This window comes from Cellulomonas phragmiteti, from assembly GCF_016862775.1.
Taxonomy (GTDB): Bacteria; Actinomycetota; Actinomycetes; order Actinomycetales; family Cellulomonadaceae; genus Cellulomonas; species Cellulomonas phragmiteti.
In genome coordinates, this window is sequence record NZ_BONP01000012.1 from 1 (window position 1) to 15,442 (window position 15,442).

General features: G+C 74.6%; 15 protein-coding genes. 11 read left to right on the forward strand and 4 right to left on the reverse strand.

Annotated features, from left to right (window positions below):
- The coding region (locus Cph01nite_RS11100) for a non-reducing end alpha-L-arabinofuranosidase family hydrolase (RefSeq protein ID WP_203674146.1) at window positions 1-1,059 on the reverse strand (1,059 nt) is incomplete at its 3' end.
- A gap of 409 nt (window positions 1,060-1,468) precedes the next feature.
- Here Cph01nite_RS11100 and Cph01nite_RS11105 point away from each other — a divergent pair.
- From Cph01nite_RS11105 to Cph01nite_RS11125, 5 genes are all read left to right on the forward strand, one after another.
- Window positions 1,469-2,395 (forward strand): ABC transporter ATP-binding protein, encoded by a 927-nt coding sequence (locus Cph01nite_RS11105; RefSeq protein WP_203674148.1) that lies wholly within the window; start codon window positions 1,469-1,471, stop codon window positions 2,393-2,395.
- Window positions 2,392-3,258 (forward strand): ABC transporter permease subunit, encoded by an 867-nt coding sequence (locus tag Cph01nite_RS11110; RefSeq protein WP_203674150.1) that lies wholly within the window; start codon window positions 2,392-2,394, stop codon window positions 3,256-3,258. Before Cph01nite_RS11105 ends, Cph01nite_RS11110 begins: the two co-directional genes overlap by 4 nt.
- Window positions 3,255-4,097: a hypothetical protein gene (locus Cph01nite_RS11115; protein ID WP_203674151.1), complete on the forward strand. Its 843-nt coding sequence runs from the start codon at window positions 3,255-3,257 to the stop codon at window positions 4,095-4,097. Before Cph01nite_RS11110 ends, Cph01nite_RS11115 begins: the two co-directional genes overlap by 4 nt.
- Before the next feature lie 76 nt (window positions 4,098-4,173).
- Window positions 4,174-5,598: a sensor histidine kinase gene (locus Cph01nite_RS11120; protein WP_239069202.1), complete on the forward strand. Its 1,425-nt coding sequence runs from the start codon at window positions 4,174-4,176 to the stop codon at window positions 5,596-5,598.
- Entirely contained in the window at window positions 5,595-6,293 is a 699-nt protein-coding gene (locus Cph01nite_RS11125; RefSeq protein WP_203674155.1) for a response regulator, read from the forward strand. The genes Cph01nite_RS11120 and Cph01nite_RS11125 overlap by 4 nt, the downstream gene beginning before the upstream one ends.
- Before the next feature lie 7 nt (window positions 6,294-6,300).
- On the opposite strand, the gene Cph01nite_RS11130 is transcribed toward Cph01nite_RS11125, so the two are convergent.
- Window positions 6,301-6,990 carry a winged helix-turn-helix transcriptional regulator gene (locus Cph01nite_RS11130; protein ID WP_203674157.1) on the reverse strand — a complete coding sequence of 230 codons (690 nt, stop codon included), beginning with the start codon at window positions 6,988-6,990 and terminating at the stop codon, window positions 6,301-6,303.
- Window positions 6,991-7,064: 74 nt separating this feature from the next.
- Between Cph01nite_RS11130 and Cph01nite_RS11135 the strand changes: the two genes are divergently transcribed.
- Window positions 7,065-7,745, forward strand: coding sequence for a maleylpyruvate isomerase family mycothiol-dependent enzyme (locus Cph01nite_RS11135; RefSeq protein WP_203674159.1), 681 nt, complete (start codon window positions 7,065-7,067; stop codon window positions 7,743-7,745).
- Window positions 7,746-7,772: 27 nt separating this feature from the next.
- On the opposite strand, the gene Cph01nite_RS11145 is transcribed toward Cph01nite_RS11135, so the two are convergent.
- Window positions 7,773-9,047 (reverse strand): DcsG N-terminal domain-containing protein, encoded by a 1,275-nt coding sequence (locus tag Cph01nite_RS11145; RefSeq protein WP_308439441.1) that lies wholly within the window; start codon window positions 9,045-9,047, stop codon window positions 7,773-7,775.
- Between the two features lie 26 nt (window positions 9,048-9,073).
- Window positions 9,074-9,562 carry a MarR family winged helix-turn-helix transcriptional regulator gene (locus Cph01nite_RS11150; RefSeq protein WP_308439442.1) on the reverse strand — a complete coding sequence of 163 codons (489 nt, stop codon included), beginning with the start codon at window positions 9,560-9,562 and terminating at the stop codon, window positions 9,074-9,076.
- 129 nt (window positions 9,563-9,691) lie between these two features.
- Here Cph01nite_RS11150 and Cph01nite_RS11155 point away from each other — a divergent pair, with 129 nt between their 5' ends.
- The 5 genes from Cph01nite_RS11155 (at window position 9,692) to Cph01nite_RS11175 (ending at window position 15,316) form a co-directional block, all read left to right on the forward strand.
- Window positions 9,692-10,522, forward strand: a complete 831-nt coding sequence (locus Cph01nite_RS11155) for an alpha/beta fold hydrolase (RefSeq protein WP_203674161.1) — start codon at window positions 9,692-9,694, stop codon at window positions 10,520-10,522.
- A gap of 233 nt (window positions 10,523-10,755) precedes the next feature.
- The gene (locus Cph01nite_RS11160; RefSeq protein ID WP_203674163.1) at window positions 10,756-11,760 is read left to right on the forward strand and encodes a hypothetical protein; all 1,005 of its coding nucleotides are present in this window, start codon (window positions 10,756-10,758) and stop codon (window positions 11,758-11,760) included.
- 98 nt (window positions 11,761-11,858) lie between these two features.
- The gene (locus tag Cph01nite_RS11165) at window positions 11,859-12,311 is read left to right on the forward strand and encodes a peptidoglycan-binding domain-containing protein (RefSeq protein ID WP_203674164.1); all 453 of its coding nucleotides are present in this window, start codon (window positions 11,859-11,861) and stop codon (window positions 12,309-12,311) included.
- A gap of 98 nt (window positions 12,312-12,409) precedes the next feature.
- Window positions 12,410-13,453, forward strand: coding sequence for an alcohol dehydrogenase catalytic domain-containing protein (locus Cph01nite_RS11170; RefSeq protein ID WP_203674165.1), 1,044 nt, complete (start codon window positions 12,410-12,412; stop codon window positions 13,451-13,453).
- Window positions 13,454-13,645: 192 nt separating this feature from the next.
- On the forward strand, window positions 13,646-15,316 hold the full coding sequence (locus Cph01nite_RS11175) for a glycosyl hydrolase family 18 protein (protein ID WP_203674166.1): 1,671 nt from the start codon (window positions 13,646-13,648) through the stop codon (window positions 15,314-15,316).
- The last annotated feature ends 126 nt before the right edge of the window (window positions 15,317-15,442 follow it).

Genomic DNA, 15,442 nt, shown 5'->3' on the forward strand with positions numbered 1-15,442 from the left:
GGCGATGAGGGCCTGGTCGATCGGACCGGTGCCGGAGTTGCTGATCGAGCCGGTGAACAGCGTCTGGTGCGCGGACCAGCCGTTGACGTTGTCCGGGTTGGTCGACGTCCGGTAGGAGAACGCCGGGCCGCCCCACTGGTACGCCATCACCCAGATGTTCTTCGGGGCGAAGTAGAACAGCGAGGGCGCGACGGCCGTGAACGGCATCGAGTTCTGGCTGGCGGAGGCCATCTGCGAGTAGTTCGAGAACAGCCCGAACTTCATCGAGCCCCAGCTGGAGCCGTTGTCGTGCGTCGTGGCGTACACGAGCTGCTGGCCGTTGTACGGCGCGACGGTGAAGTCCTTCAGCGAGGCCCAGCCGGAGCGCGGCTGGGCGAGCACGCCGGAGTCCCGCCACCGGTACGACGAGGGCAGGGTGCAGGTGCCCGTGGGGGGCGGGGTGGTCGGGTTCGTCACCGGCGGGGTCGTCGGGTTCGCCCCGGCGCCGACCCGCACGAGCTGCCACTGCTGGTTGTTCCCGCCCCAGTTGGAGTACTGGACGATGTTGGCGCCGTCGGCGGTCGAGCCGCCCTGGACCTCGATGGCCTTGCCGGAGTTGCGGTTGATGAAGATGACGTAGCCGCCGGCGACGTCCTGCATCCGGAACTGCTGGTTGGTCTGGTTGCGGTCCGTGTACTGGACGATCGCACCGCCGTCGGCGGTCGAGAAGTTGTAGACGTCGAGCACCTTGCTCGAGAGGCGCGACTTGATCCGGTAGTTGCCGTCACCGGAGTCGACGAACTGCCACTGCTGCTGCGAGCCGTCGTTGCGGGTCCACTGCGTGATCCGGGCGCCGTCCGACATCGACAGGTTGTAGACGTCGAGCGCCTTGCCGCTGCCGCGGTTGATCAGCACGTACGACGCGTTCGTGTCGACGGTCGCTGCGGAGGCTGCCGGGGCTGCGGCGACGGCGAGGGCGCCGCCTGACACGACCAGGGCGGCTGCCGTGAGGGCGGACGCCCACCGGCTGCGTCGTCCCCGCACCGGGTGCTGTGCCCCGGGTGCACGTGCTGGTCTCATGGGTGCTCTCCTTCGAGTTGTCGAGCGGGGGACGCTCGGGTGGTGCCGCGGGACGACGGCCGGGGACCGGCGACGTCGCTGGTCCGGAGGGGAGCGCATCCCACGCGATGTGAACCTTCACATTGCCATGTCGGATGTCTCCGACTGAAGGGGTTCTGCGGTGAGTTAAACCTTTAGCAGGGTCGAGCGGCCCGAGGTGTCCTCCGACCGGGCGACCCGGGGCGCCCGGAGCACCCGGAGCCGCCCGCACGGTCGCCGGGGTCACCCCCGGGTAGCGCCTCCTCCCCCCGCGGGAGGAGGCGCCCACGGCGCCCACCTCCTGCGACGGCAGGTGACGGCGGGCCGGGCGCCCTCCGTAGCGTCGCCGACGGACGCCCCGACGGGGCCGACCCGACGACGAGGAGACGTGATGATCGAGGTGGAGGCGCTGACCAAGCGCTACGGCAGCACGACGGCGGTCGACGGCCTGACGTTCACCGCCCGGCCCGGCACCGTCACCGGGTTCCTCGGGCCCAACGGCGCGGGCAAGTCCACGACCATGCGCGTCGTCGTGGGCCTCGAGCGCGCCACGTCCGGCACGGCGCGCGTCGACGGCCGGCGCTACGCCGACCTGCCGGCTCCCCTGCACGCGGTGGGCGTCATGCTCGACGCGCGCTCGGTGCACCCAGGTCGCACGGCGTACAAGCACCTGCTGGCGATGGCGCAGACGCACGGCATCGGCCGGGCGCGCGTGCAGGAGGTCATCGCGCAGACCGGCCTGGAGCCGGCCGCGCACCGGCGTGCGGGCACGTTCTCGCTCGGGATGGGGCAGCGGCTCGGGATCGCCGGTGCGCTGCTGGGCGACCCGGCGACGCTCGTCCTCGACGAGCCCGTCAACGGGCTGGACCCCGACGGGGTGCTGTGGGTGCGGCGCCTGGTGCGCGAGCTCGCGGCCGAGGGGCGCACCGTGCTCCTCTCCTCGCACCTCATGCACGAGCTCGCGCTGTGCGCCGACCGTGTCGTCATCATCGGGCGCGGGCGGCTGCTCGCCGACGCGACGGTGCAGGACGTCGTCGACCGCTCCGAGCGGGCGGGAACCGTGCGCGTGCGCACCACCGACCCCGAGCCCCTGACCCGGGAGCTGCTCGCCACCGGGGCCCAGGTCACCCCGCAGGACGGCGGGGTCCTGCAGGTCCGCGGCGCCACGGTCGACGAGGTCGGCACCGCGGCACGCCGCTGCGGCGCGACCGTCCTCGAGCTCGGCACGGAGTCCGGCTCGCTGGAGGAGGCGTACCTGCAGCTGACCGGCGACGCCGTCGAGTACCGCACCGCCGACACCCGGGAGGGTGCGCGATGAGCGCCTCGACCATGCCCCGCGCCGCGCGTCCGGCAGCCACCGCGCGCAGCGGCGGCCCGGGCTTCGCCCGGGTCGTCGCCTCCGAGTGGACGAAGCTGATCTCGCTGCGGTCCCCGTGGTGGACCGCCGTCGTCACCGTGGTGGTGGCGGGGCTCATCACCTACCTGAGCGCGTCGGCGTCGTCCGTCGACCCCGGGTTCACGCCGGCGAGCGACCTGACCACCGGACTCATGCTGGCGCAGATCGGGCCGCTCGTGCTGGGCGTCCTGGTCGGCGCGGGCGAGTTCCGTACCGGTGCCTTCCGCACGACGTTCACGCTGGTGCCGCGGCGCTGGCCCGCGCTCGCGGCGCAGGTCCTCGTCGTGACGGCGTTCGCGCTCGGGATCGGGGTCCTGACCCTCGCGGCCAGCGCCTTGGCGCTCCTGCCCCCGGCGGCGTCGCGTGACCTCCCGCTCGGTCTGACCGCCGGGGACACCCCCGGGATCATGCTCCGCACGGTGCTGTTCGTCGTCGGGCTGGCGCTGGTCGGGCTCGCACTCGGTGCGCTGCTCCGTCGGACGGTCCCGGCGCTGATCACCGCCCTCGTGCTCGTCATCTTCCTGCCCGTGGTGCTCATGATGGTCGGCGACCCCGGCGTCGACGCCGCCGGCATGGCGGCGCCCCACCAGGTCACGGTCCCCGGCGCGATCGGCGCGTTCACCCCTGGCACGGCCGCCCAGCTGATGACGACCTCCACGTCGCACGGGCCGATGCCGGGCACGCCCGACATCGGCCCGGTGGGTGGCACCCTCGTCCTCGGTGCGTGGGTGGTGCTCCTGCTCGTCGTGGCCGCCGTGCGGCTGCGCGTCCGGGACGTGCGATGACGACGCTCACCTCGGGGTCCCGCGCGGCGGCACGCACGCCACGCGGGGCGCCCGCCCGGCCGGGCGTCCGGTTCGCCCGCGTGCTCGTCGCGGAGTGGACCAAGCTCACGAGCGTGCCGTCGAACCCCTGGCTGGCGCTCGGCACGGTCGTCGCGGCCGCGGGCACCGCGTACGGGCTCGGTCTGTTCGTCCGGCCCGACGACGGGCGGTCCGGGTCCTGGGTGGTGGTGTCCGGGTTCGTGCTCGCGCAGCTCGGGTTCCTCGTCCTCGGGGCGGTCGTCGGGACGTCGGAGCACACGACGGGCACCGCGCGCACGACCTTCACCGCGGTACCGCGCCGGCTGCCCGTGCTCGGGGCGCAGGCGGTCGTCACGGCCGTCGCGGCGGGCGTGACCGCGGCGGTCGCACTGGGCGCGTCGTACCTGGCGACGACCGGCCCGCGGGCCGGCGACGCACCCGCGCTCGACCTGGCGGTGCCCGGCACGACCCGCGCCCTGGTCGGCTTCGTGGTGGTCGCCGTCGCGGTCTCCCTGCTGGGGCTCGGCCTCGGTGCGCTGCTGCGACGCCCGGCGGACGCGCTCGTGACCGGCGTCCTGCTCGTCTTCCTCCTCGACCTCACCCTCAGCGGGAACCCGGGACCCGTCACCGACACGGTCCGCGCGCTCCTGCCGTCGGCGGGGACCCGGCTCCTGGAGGACGACGCGGCGGTCGCGGTGCTGGACGCCGCGACCCGCGGGCCGGAGCTCGGCGCGTGGGGCGGGGCAGCGGTGCTCGGCGCGTGGGTCGTGGTGGTGCTCGGTGCCGCGGCGTACCGGCTGGTGCGGCATGACGTCCGCTGAGCCCGGCCCGCGGGTGGTGGTGCCGACCACCCGCGGGCCGGGCCGCTCCCACGGGCCGGAGTGGGAGAGTGGGCCGGTGATCCGACGTGCGGCCGTGGTGCGGGTGCCGCGCACCGGCGACGAGCCGCCGCTCACCGAGGAGCAGGTGCGCGGCGCGAGCCCGGTCGCGCGTCTCGTGACCGCACGGCCCTGGGTCATGGACGTCACCGTCGCCGTCGTGATCGTCCTGGTCGGTCTCGTCGGCTCGGGGTTCGTCTGGGAGACCGCGAACACCGCGGTCTACCTCGGTCTGTACCGGCCCGACTCCGGGATCGTGGAGCTGGCGACCTCCACCTGGCTGGTGGGGACGGCCGTCGGCGCGGCGCTGCTGCTCCTGCGGCGGGCGCGCCCGGTCACCGTGACGGTGCTGATGGTGATCGCGTCGCTGGTGTCCTTGCAGGTGGCGGGGGTGCTGGGGGTGCTCGGTGCGTGCCTCGCCTGTGCGCTCTACAGCGTGGCGGCCTCGCGCAGCACGACCACCACGTGGATCGTGTTCGGCGCCGCAATGACGGTGGTAACCGTCGCGCTGTGGCAGTGGCAGGATCTCGGCCTCATCGAGATCCTCGCCTGGTTCGGTGTCCACCCCTCGAACGGCGTGGAGACGCTGCCCTTCCGCGCCGAGCGCCCGCTGTTCTCGCCGGCCCGGCGCATGGGATCGGTGCTGCTGCTCCTCGCGCTGCTGCTGCTCGGCGTCGCGGTCGGCTCGGCCGCCCGTTCGCGGCGTCTGCACGCGGCCGAGCTGGTCGAGCGCTACCGCGCGCTGGCGCGGCAGCGCGACGACGGCATCGCGCTGGCCCGCGCCGCCGAGCGCGCGTACATCGCGCGGGAGATGCACGACGTGGTCGCCCACAGCCTGTCCGTCATGGTGGCCCTGGCCGACGGGGCCGACGCCGCCTTCGTGCGCGCCCCGGACCGGTCGCGCGACGCGCTGCGGCAGCTCGCGAGCACCGGTCGCTCGGCCCTGGCCGACATGCAGCGCGTGCTGGGGGCGCTGGGCCCGGCCGACCGGGACGGCACGGACCGCCTGGCCGAGCCGACCGAGGTGGACCTGGCGACCGTCGTCGAGCGGTTCCGCGCGGCGGGGCTGCCCGTGACCGCGACGGGCCTGGACACTGCGCTCCCGCAGGACACGTCGGTGCGCCTGGCGGTCCTGCGGATCCTGGGCGAGGCGCTGACCAACGTGCTGCGGCACGCACCGGGCGCACCGTCCGTGGAGGTCACGGTGCGGCGCACCCCGACGGCCGTCGAGGTCGACGTCGCCGACGCGGGCGGGACGCGACCGGGCAGCGGCGGCACCGGACGTGGGATCGTCGGCATGCGCGAGCGCGCGGAGCTGCTCGGTGGGCACGTCGAGGCCGGCCCGCGGCCGGAGGGCGGCTGGCGGGTGCACGCGGTCCTGCCGTGCGCGCCGCCGGACGCGACCGGACCGGCGGACGACGACGAGGGCGAGGGCGGACGATGACGACGGTGCTGCTGGTGGACGACCAGTCGCTGCTGCGGGTCGGGTTCCGGATGGTCATCGAGTCCGAGCCGGACCTCGAGGTCGTCGGCGAGGCCGCGGACGGGCAGGTGGCCCTCGAGCAGGTGGCGGCCCTCGCACCCGACGTGGTCCTCATGGACATCCGGATGCCCGGCATGGACGGCATCGAGGCGACACGCCGCGTGGTGGCGGAGCACCCGTCCTCGCGCGTGCTCGTCCTGACGACGTTCGACGTCGACGACCTCGCGTTCGCCGCGCTGCGGGCGGGCGCGAGCGGGTTCCTGCTGAAGTCCGCGCGCCCCGACGAGCTGGTCGACGCGATCCGGACCGTCGCCGCGGGCACGTCGGTCGTCGCGCCGCGGGTGCTGCGGCGCATGCTCGACCTGTTCGCGCCGCACCTGCCCGACGCGGGCGGGGCGGTGCCCGCCGACCCGGCCCGCGACCCGCGGGTGCGGTCGCTGACCCCGCGCGAGCTCGACGTGCTGCGCCTCGTGGCGGACGGCTGCACCAACTCCGAGATCGCCGCGGAGCTGTTCGTGTCGGAGACCACCGTGAAGACGCACGTCGGCAGCGTCTTCGGCAAGCTCGGGGCACGGGACCGCGTGCAGGCGGTGATCATCGCCTACGAGTGCGGGCTGGTGGCGCGGGGTGGGTCGGCCCCGGTCGCGGGAGGGTGAGCGCGCGTCACCCCGGGCCGGCGAGCGCCGTCGCCTCGACGAGCCGGCGCACCACGTCGAGGTCGCCGGCCGTCCGGACGTCCGGGAGGTCCTCGAGCGGGACACCGCCGATGAGGCACGCCTTCCAGTCCCGCGTGCTCGCGTCGACCTCGGCGTGGAGGGGCGCGGGGTCGGGCGCGGTGGGTCGGCTCAGGTGCGTGCCGTGGCGGCCGAGCCGCGCGAGGTAGGTGACCGGCTCGGCGTCCGCACGCCGCGAGTCCGTCAGGCGCAGGGCGACCCGGCGCTCGTCGGCGTAGGCGGCGACGGGCCGGGCGTGGGCGCGCATGGCCAGCACGACGGTGTCGGGGCTCATGTCCGCGTCGCGCGGCAGGGCAGGGGACGCCACCGCCCACCGGGACAGCGCGGTGTTGACGGCCTCGAGCCCGTACCCCCACGCCGTCAGCTCGTAGAGCTCGCCGCGCGCCGGCCGGGGCGCGGGCAGCCGCCGCACGACGCCGTCGGCCTCCAGGGCCTGCAGCCGCTGGGTGAGGACGGTGGGGCCGATGCCGTTGACGTCGCGCTGGAGGTCGGTGAACCGCTGCGGCCCGAGCAGGAGCTCGCGCACGACGATCATCGTCCAGCGGTCCCCGACGAGGTCGAGGGCGTGCGCGGCAGCGCAGCCGTCGTTGTACGAGCCGTACGACCGGCGGGTTCCCATGTCGGCAGGTTACTACTGATACCGTAGTGGGCACTACTGATGGAGTAGTGCGACGACGACGGACGGGAGCGCCGGTGCACGAGCCGACGGGACGAGGCGCGACGGACGGGGCGACCCGGCGCAGTGACCTGTGGGCGTGCGCCCACGCGGAGCGCGCCGCGCTCGCCGACGACCTGGCCGCCCTGGCGCCCGCGGACTGGCGGCACGCCACCCTGTGCGAGGGGTGGGACGTCGAGGACGTCGTCGCGCACCTCACGGCCGCCGCCAGCATCGGGCGGTGGGCGTGGCTGCGCAGCATCGTCGGTGCCCGGTTCCGCCCCGAGGTGCACAACCGCCGCCGGCTCGAGGAGCACCGCGGGCCGACGCCCGCCGCGACGCTCGACCGGTTCCGCGCCGTGGTCGGCAGCACCACGGCGCCCTCCGGGCACGTGCCGGCGTACCTCGGCGAGGTCGTCGTCCACGCGCAGGACATCCGCCGTCCCCTCGGCATCGCCCGGACACCGGCGGTCGACGCGCTGACGCCCGTGGCCCGGTTCTACGCGCGCCAGGACTTCACCGTCGCCGGCGCGACGGTCGCGAAGGGCCTGCGGCTGCGCGCCGACGACGGCCCGTTCGACACCGGCGCCGGCCCCCTGGTGACCGGCTCCACGCTCGCGCTGGTGATGGTGATGGCGGGGCGCGCGGCGTACCTCGATGAGCTCGCCGGGCCCGGTGCGGCGGTCCTGTGCGAGCGGCTGGCGCCCTCGCGGGGCTGACGGCCCGGGCCGCGGACCCACCGCGCGTCAGGTGTGGTCGGTCGGGGCGTCGTGCCGCGCCGCGCCCGGTGCGGCCGTCCCGGGTGCCGGTGCCGAGCGCCGGCGGCCCCAGGCCTGCCGGCCCTTGTCGAGGCCGGTCCGCCCCGCGGCGTGCGCCCGCTCGAGCCACCGCCGCGCCCACGCGAACTCGGTGGCCAGCACGGCGAGCCCGGCGAGGATCGCGACGATCCCCGGCCCCGGCAGGACGAGCATCGCGACACCCGTGAGCAGCACGGTGCCGCCGACGACCGCGACCGCGACCACCCGCACCGGGCGCGGCAGGGCGTCGATCTGCGCGCGGGCCCGCGTCCACCGACGCGACCACGCGGCCATGGCGCCGGAGCGCACCGGATCCTCGACCCGTGCCTGCACCGCGTCCGCGACGACGTCGGTCACCTCCGGGACGACGTGCAGGTTGAGCGCGGGCTCGAACAGCTCGGCCTCGAGCAGGACGAGGCCGTGCTCGGCCGAGTCCACGGTGTCGATCCGCGCGTACAGCGGCACGCCCAGCCCGGTCGCGTCGCTCACCGCGGCGACGACGGCCCGGGCGAAGGCGGCCTCCGCGTCGGTCACGTCGACCTGCTCGGGGTGCTCGGCGTAGACGCCGCCGAGGAGCCCGCCACCCGGCGCCAGCAGCGCGCCCTTGGCGATCGCGTGCGTGAGTCGCCCGTCGACCACGTACAGCGCCTTCTCGCGGCCCGCGGACAGCTCGGGCACCTCGGGCTGCACCATGACGACGCCCCCGCGGTCGACGATCCGCGCCGCGAGGGCGAGGGCGGCGGGGTCGTCGGCGCGGAACAGCCCGGTGTCGCGGGCGCCGGCCGACACCGCGGGCTTGAGCACGACCCGCGCGCCGGGTGCGGCGCCGGCGAGGTCCGCGCGCACGTCGTCGAGGGACGTGCGGTACGTCGTCGGGACCACGGCCACGCCCCGGTCGGCGAGCTGGGCCAGGTAGCGCTTGTCGAGGTTCCACCGCACGAGCGCCGGCGGGTTGAGCACGCGCGTGACGCCCTCGACGTGGTCGAGCCAGGCGAGGAGCTCCGGCAGCCGGTCGGGGTAGTCCCACGGGCTGCGCAGCACGAGCAGGTCGTAGGACGCCCAGTCGACGCCCGCGTCGTGCCAGACGGTCGCCGTCGCGTCGATCCCGCGGGCCCGCAGCGCGGCGACGAGGGGCGCGGTGTCGTGGTCGAGGTCCTCGGCGGGGTAGGTGTCGGTGACGACGACGCCCACGCGGGCGGCGGGCGGTGGCGGTGACGTGCTCACGTCGGGACCCTACGTCGGCGGGTGGCTCACGAGGGGGCGGGTCCGTCGGCGGCGTGCTGCGTCGCGGTGCGCGTGACGGTGCCGAGCATCCCCCCCAGCGTCGTCAGTTCCTCGTCGGCGAGGCCGAACGCGGCGCCGATCCGGCCGGGGACGTGCGCGACCCGGGCCCGCAGCTCCTGCCCGGCGTCGGTGAGGCTCACGGTGACGGACCGCTCGTCGTCCGCGCGGCGGCGGCGCTCGACCAGGCCGCGGGCCTCGAGGCGCTTGAGCAGGGGGGACACGGTCCCGTAGTCCAGGTGCAGGAGGTCGATGACCTGCCGCACGGTCTGCTCGCCGCGCGTCCACAGCACGACGAGGACGAGGTACTGGGGGTAGGTCAGGCCGACGGGGTCCAGCAGTCCGCGGTAGACGGCGGTCATGGCACGCGACGCCGAGTACAGGTCGAAGCAGAGCATCGTCGCCAGCGAGATGTCGTCGGGGGCGGGCGCGTCGTCGGGCCGGGGATGGTCGCTCACGGATCGAGTGTAGCCGGGGATTGACGTCCACAACTAGATCGTGCACGATGCAGTTGTGCCCGAGGGAAACTCGGGCCGCCGCAGCCCGGGCTGCTCGGTTCGGGCGTCACGAGGGAAGAGGGCAGGGGCATGCCGTTCATCACCAGCACCGCGACGGACCAGACGGTCGAGCTGTACTACGAGGACCACGGCACCGGCCAGCCGGTCGTCCTCATCCACGGCTACCCGCTCGACGGGCACTCGTGGGAGAAGCAGGCGGTCGCGCTGCTCGACGCCGGGTACCGCGTCATCACGTACGACCGCCGGGGGTTCGGCCGCTCCACCAAGGCGACGCAGGGCTACGACTACGACACGTTCGCGGCCGACCTCGACGCGGTCCTCACGACGCTCGACCTCACCGACGTCGTCCTCGTCGGCTTCTCGATGGGCACCGGCGAGGTGGGGCGCTACCTCGGCACCCGCGGGTCGGGGCGGGTGGCCAAGGCCGCGTTCCTCGCGTCGATCGAGCCGTTCCTGCTGCAGACCGACGACAATCCGGGCGGCCTGCCCCAGAGCGCGTTCGACGACATCGCGGCGAGCGCCCGCGCGGACCGGTTCGCCTGGTACGACGAGTTCTTCGCCAACTTCTACAACCTGGACGAGAACCTCGGCACGCGGATCAGCGAGGCGGCGGTGCGCGGCTCGTGGAACGTCGCGGCGTCCGCCGCGCCGTGGGCCGCCTGGGCCGTCGTCCCGACGTGGCACACGGACTTCCGTGCCGACATCGGCCGGATCGACGTCCCGACCCTCATCCTGCACGGCACGGGCGACCGCATCCTGCCGGTCGACGCCACGGGCCGCGCGTTCGCCGCGCTGCTGCCCGGGGCGACGTACGTCGAGGTCGAGGGTGCACCCCACGGCCTGCTGTGGACGCACGCCGACGAGGTCACCTCGGCGCTGCTGGAGTTCCTCGCCTCCTGACCGACCCGCGGGAGGGCGCGCCGGACCCGGCCACGGCCGTCCGGCCCGCCCTCCCGCCGGGGTGTGCCGAAGGTCGCCGCGAGAACTGGCCACGCGGTCTGTCCGGTTCTGGTAGAAATGCCCACGTGAACAACAGGGGGGATCGCCGGGCTGCCCGCAGATACCGTGCCCGGGGTCTCGGGATCGTGACGGCCGGCGTGATGGCGATCGGTTCCTGCACAGGTGCGGTGACGGTGGACGGCGGTGACGCGGTCGCCGCGGGCCGCGCGCCGGAGAATTCCTCGTCGACGATCCAGGAACCGTCGCTCGCCCTGCGCGTCGGGCGTGACCTGCCGTTCTCGCCCTATGCGGACGCCATTGCGACCGTGCTCGGACCGGACGGCACGGCGCAGAACGAGGAAGAGTTCCTGGCGCGCGAGCAGGTCGTCGCGGACTGCATGAAGCGTGAGGGTTTCGACTACACCCCGCGCCCCTACGTGAAATCCGAGGACGTCGCTGCCGGATGGGCCGAGGGTGTCGTCTTCCTGCCGGTCCTGCCCGAGGACCGCGCGGTCGTCGAGCAGATCGGGTACGGCGTCGACGACGTCCAGGAGCAGGAGCGTCTGCTCGAGTCCGCCGAGACCCCCGACGAGAACGACGCCTACCTCGCGGGCCTCAGCCCGTCGGCCCAGGACGCCTACGTGCTCGCGCTGTCGGGTCAGGACGGGCCGGACGACCCGGCCCCCGACCCCGGTGGCGGGTGCGTCGGCGAGGCGCTGCGCGAGGTCGCCGACGGCGGGCACGTCCCGGCGGCGGCGGACGAGTTCGCCCCCCTCATCGTCGCGATGCGGCGGGTCGCCCAGGAGGCCGTGTACGACGACCCGCGGACGGTCGCGCTCAACGAGGAGTGGACAGGCTGCATGCTCGACGCCGGGTTCGACGTCGCACCGCCGGAGTCGTCGGCAGCCTCCTGGCCTGCGGGTCCGCTGCAGGCGTACGACCTCGCGGTCGTGACCGCCGCCGACGGCAGCGTCGAGCGCCCGGGCCGGGACACGCCCACGAACGAGATCCCCCTCGAGCGGCGGTACCTCGTCGGGTCCGACGCCGAGCGCGCCGTCGCCCTCGCCGACTTCGACTGCCGCGCGAGCACGGACTACGTCGAGCGTTTCGTCACGGTGCTCGCCGACCTCGAGAGCGACTTCGTCGCCACGCAGGGCGCCGCGCTCGAGCAGCTGGTGACGGCCGCCGACTCGCGCTAGCCCCCCGCCCCGCCGCACCCGCCGGCCACGGCCCCGCCACCCGGCGCCGGCCGCCCGGCCGCGGACCCCTGTCCACCTGGGACCAGGTGGCGTCCGGCATGCCCAGAAGAATGGAGAAGCAGATGAAGAAGAACATTGCCGCGGCAGCGCTCGCTGTCGTGATGGCGGGGGGGATCGTCGTCGGGATGGCGACCACGAGCACCGCGACCGCCAATCGCCCGTGCACGGCGGCGACGTCGTTCGGGTCGGGTCAGTTCAAGCGCGTCGTCCCGACCGCCAACGGCTCGACCGACTGCTACCTGGTGAACGGCAACAGCGGTAACGGTGTGCGCGCGCTGCAGCGCGCCCTGGTCTACTGCGAGGGCTACTCGGTCGGTTCCTCGGGCATCGACGGCTCCTTCGGGAATGCCACCAAGAGCGCGGTGCTGGCGTTCCAGCGCTCGTTCGGCCTGACGCCGGACGGTCAGTACGGGAACCAGACGCGCAACTGGCTGAAGTTCCTCGACCGGGCGTCGAACCCGACCGGTTACTTCTACTGCAACCGGGTCTGACGCATTCGGCTGACATTCTCGTCGCCATGAGGTGACGGTCGCCCGGTGGCCCGGCAGGGCCCCGGGTGGCCGGCGCCGGCGTGCGCGAGGATGTCGGGGTGCGCGCCCTGCTGATCGACGATTTCGCCGCCCTGCCCCACGTCGCGCAGGTGCCCGACCCGGTGTGCCCGCCCGACGGCGTCGTGGTGCGCGTGGCGGCCACCGGCGTCTGCCGCAGCGACTGGCACGCCTGGCAGGGGCACGACGACGACGTCCGGCTGCCCCACGTGCCGGGTCACGAGCTGGCCGGGACGGTCGTCGAGGTCGGCGCCGACGTGCGCGGCTGGGTGGTCGGCGACGTCGTGACCGTGCCGTTCGTCATGGCGTGCGGCGCGTGCGCGACGTGCCGGGCCGGCGAGCAGCAGGTCTGCCCGCAGCAGACCCAGCCGGGGTTCACGCAGTGGGGGTCGTTCGCGGAGCTGGTCGCGCTCGACCACGCGGACACCAACCTGGTGCGGGTGCCCGACGGCATGTCGCCGGTCACGGCGGCGGCCCTCGGCTGCCGGTTCGCGACCGCCTACCGCGCGGTGACCGTGCATGCGGGGGTGCGTGCCGGCGACGTGGTCGCCGTGCTCGGGTGCGGGGGCGTGGGCCTGTCGGCGGTGATGGTCGCCGCCGCCGCGGGCGCCGACGTCGTCGCGGTGGACCCGTCGCCCGCGGCGCGCGAGGCGGCGCTGGCGGCCGGTGCGCGCGCGACGGTCGACCCGGGGGCCGACGTGCCCGCGGAGCTCGCCGCGCGGATCGTCGCGGCCGCCGGGGGAGGGGTGCACGCGAGCCTGGACGCCCTGGGGAGCCCGGCCACCGCGCAGGCCGGTGTCCTGGCGCTGCGGCGCCGCGGTCGGCACGTGCAGGTGGGGCTGCTGCTGCGCGAGGACGCGTGGACGGCGCTGCCGATGGACCGCGTGGTCGCGTGGGAGCTGTCGGTGCACGGCAGCCACGGCATGGCGGCGCACGAGTACCCGGCCATGCTGGCCGCGATCGCCGCGGGGCGGCTGGCGCCGGCGACCCTCGTGGGCCGCACGATCGGCCTGGAGGACGCGGCCGCCGCGCTCGCCGGGCTGCCGTCCGCGGGCGGCGCGGGGATGACCGTCGTCGTCCCCTGAGCGGCTGTTTCACCTGAACGGGTCACCGCACCCGCCTGACCTGCGGTGATGGGTCACCCTGACGGCCCTGCGCAGTGACGGTCGGGCGCCGTCGGCGTCATCGGTCCATTGACCGCCCGATTCGTCCGGGACTAGCGTCGTGCTCGTCCTATTAGTACGCAGTCCTTACATATTCGACGAACGGGAGTCGAGATGTCACGCAGCAGGACTCACGGCGGTCCACGGGACGTACCGGGGGCCGCTCGCCCCCGGCGCGCGCTCGTCGCCGTCGCCGCCGCACTCGCGGTCGCCCTCACCGGGCTGGTCACCGCGCCGGTGGCGAGCGCCGCCGGCGGCGTCACCGTCACCTTCACGTCCCAGGGCGACTGGGGCACCGGCCACCAGGTCGCCGTCACCGTCACCAACACCGGCACCGCGCCCGTGCCGACGTGGACCGTCGACTTCCGGCTGCCCGCCGGCGTCGCCGTCACCAGCGCGTGGGACGCCGACGTCACCCGCACCGGCCAGGACCACCGCGCCGTGAAGAAGAGCTGGGCCGGACCGCTGGCGCCGGGCGCGTCGCAGACCTGGGGCTACGTCGCCTCGGGCGCGTACGGCGCACCCACGTCGTGCAGCGTCAACGGCGGGACGTGCACGGGTGGCGGTGGTACGCCCACCCCCACGCCCACGGCGTCCCCGACCCCGACCGCGAGCCCCACGTCGACCCCCCGGCCGACGCCCACCCCGACGAGCCCCACGACCCCCCCTCCCGGCGGCGGCAAGGTCGTCGGCTACTTCGCCGAGTGGGGCGTCTACGGGCGCAACTACCACGTGAAGAACATCCACACGTCGGGCGCGGCCGACCGCATGACCCACATCCTCTACGCGTTCGGCAACACCACCGGCGGCCGCTGCTCGATCGGTGACTCGTACGCCGACTACGAGAAGGCGTACACCGCGGCCGACTCCGTCGACGGCGTCGCCGACACCTGGGACCAGCCGCTGCGGGGCAGCTTCAACCAGCTGCGCAAGCTCAAGGCCATGCACCCGAACCTCAAGGTCATCTGGTCGTTCGGCGGCTGGACGTGGTCCGGCGGCTTCACCCAGGCGGCGGCCAACCCCGAGGCGTTCGCGCAGTCCTGCTACGACCTCGTCGAGGACCCGCGGTGGGCCGACGTCTTCGACGGCATCGACGTCGACTGGGAGTACCCCAACGCGTGCGGCCTGACCTGCGACTCGTCAGGCCCCCAGGCCTTCGACCGCGTCGTCACCGCCCTGCGGGCGAAGTTCGGGGCGAACAACCTGGTCACGGCGGCCATCACGGCCGACGGGTCGTCCGGCGGCAAGATCGACGCCACCGACTACGCCACGGCGGCGACCAAGCTCGACTGGATCATGCCGATGACGTACGACTACTTCGGGGCGTTCAACCCGCAGGGTCCGACCGCACCGCACTCGCCGCTGACGTCCTACCCGGGCATCCCCCAGGAGGGCTTCAACTCCCAGGCGGCGGTCGACAAGCTCATCGCCAAGGGGGTCCCGGCGCGCAAGATCCTGCTCGGCGTGGGCTTCTACGGCCGTGGCTGGTCCGGCGTCACGCAGACCGCACCCGGTGGCTCCGCGACCGGTGCGGCGCCCGGCACGTACGAGCAGGGCATCGAGGACTACAAGGTCCTCGCGACCCGCTGCCCGGCGACCGGGACCGTCGCCGGCACCGCCTACGCGCGGTGCGGCAACGAGTGGTGGAGCTACGACACCCCCGCCACCGTCGCGTCGAAGATGACGTGGGCCCGCAGCAAGGGTCTCGGCGGCGCGTTCTTCTGGGAGCTGTCCGGCGACACGCCGAACGGCGACCTCGTGCGCGCCGTGGCCGGCGGGTGGTGACCGCGGGCTGACACCGCGCGCCGCCGCGCGCACCGCAGGCGTGCACCCCGGTCGATCCGGCCGGGGTGCACGCGCGCGTGGCGGGCGGTGCCACCAGCTCGACCTGGACCCTTGCCCATGTCCGGG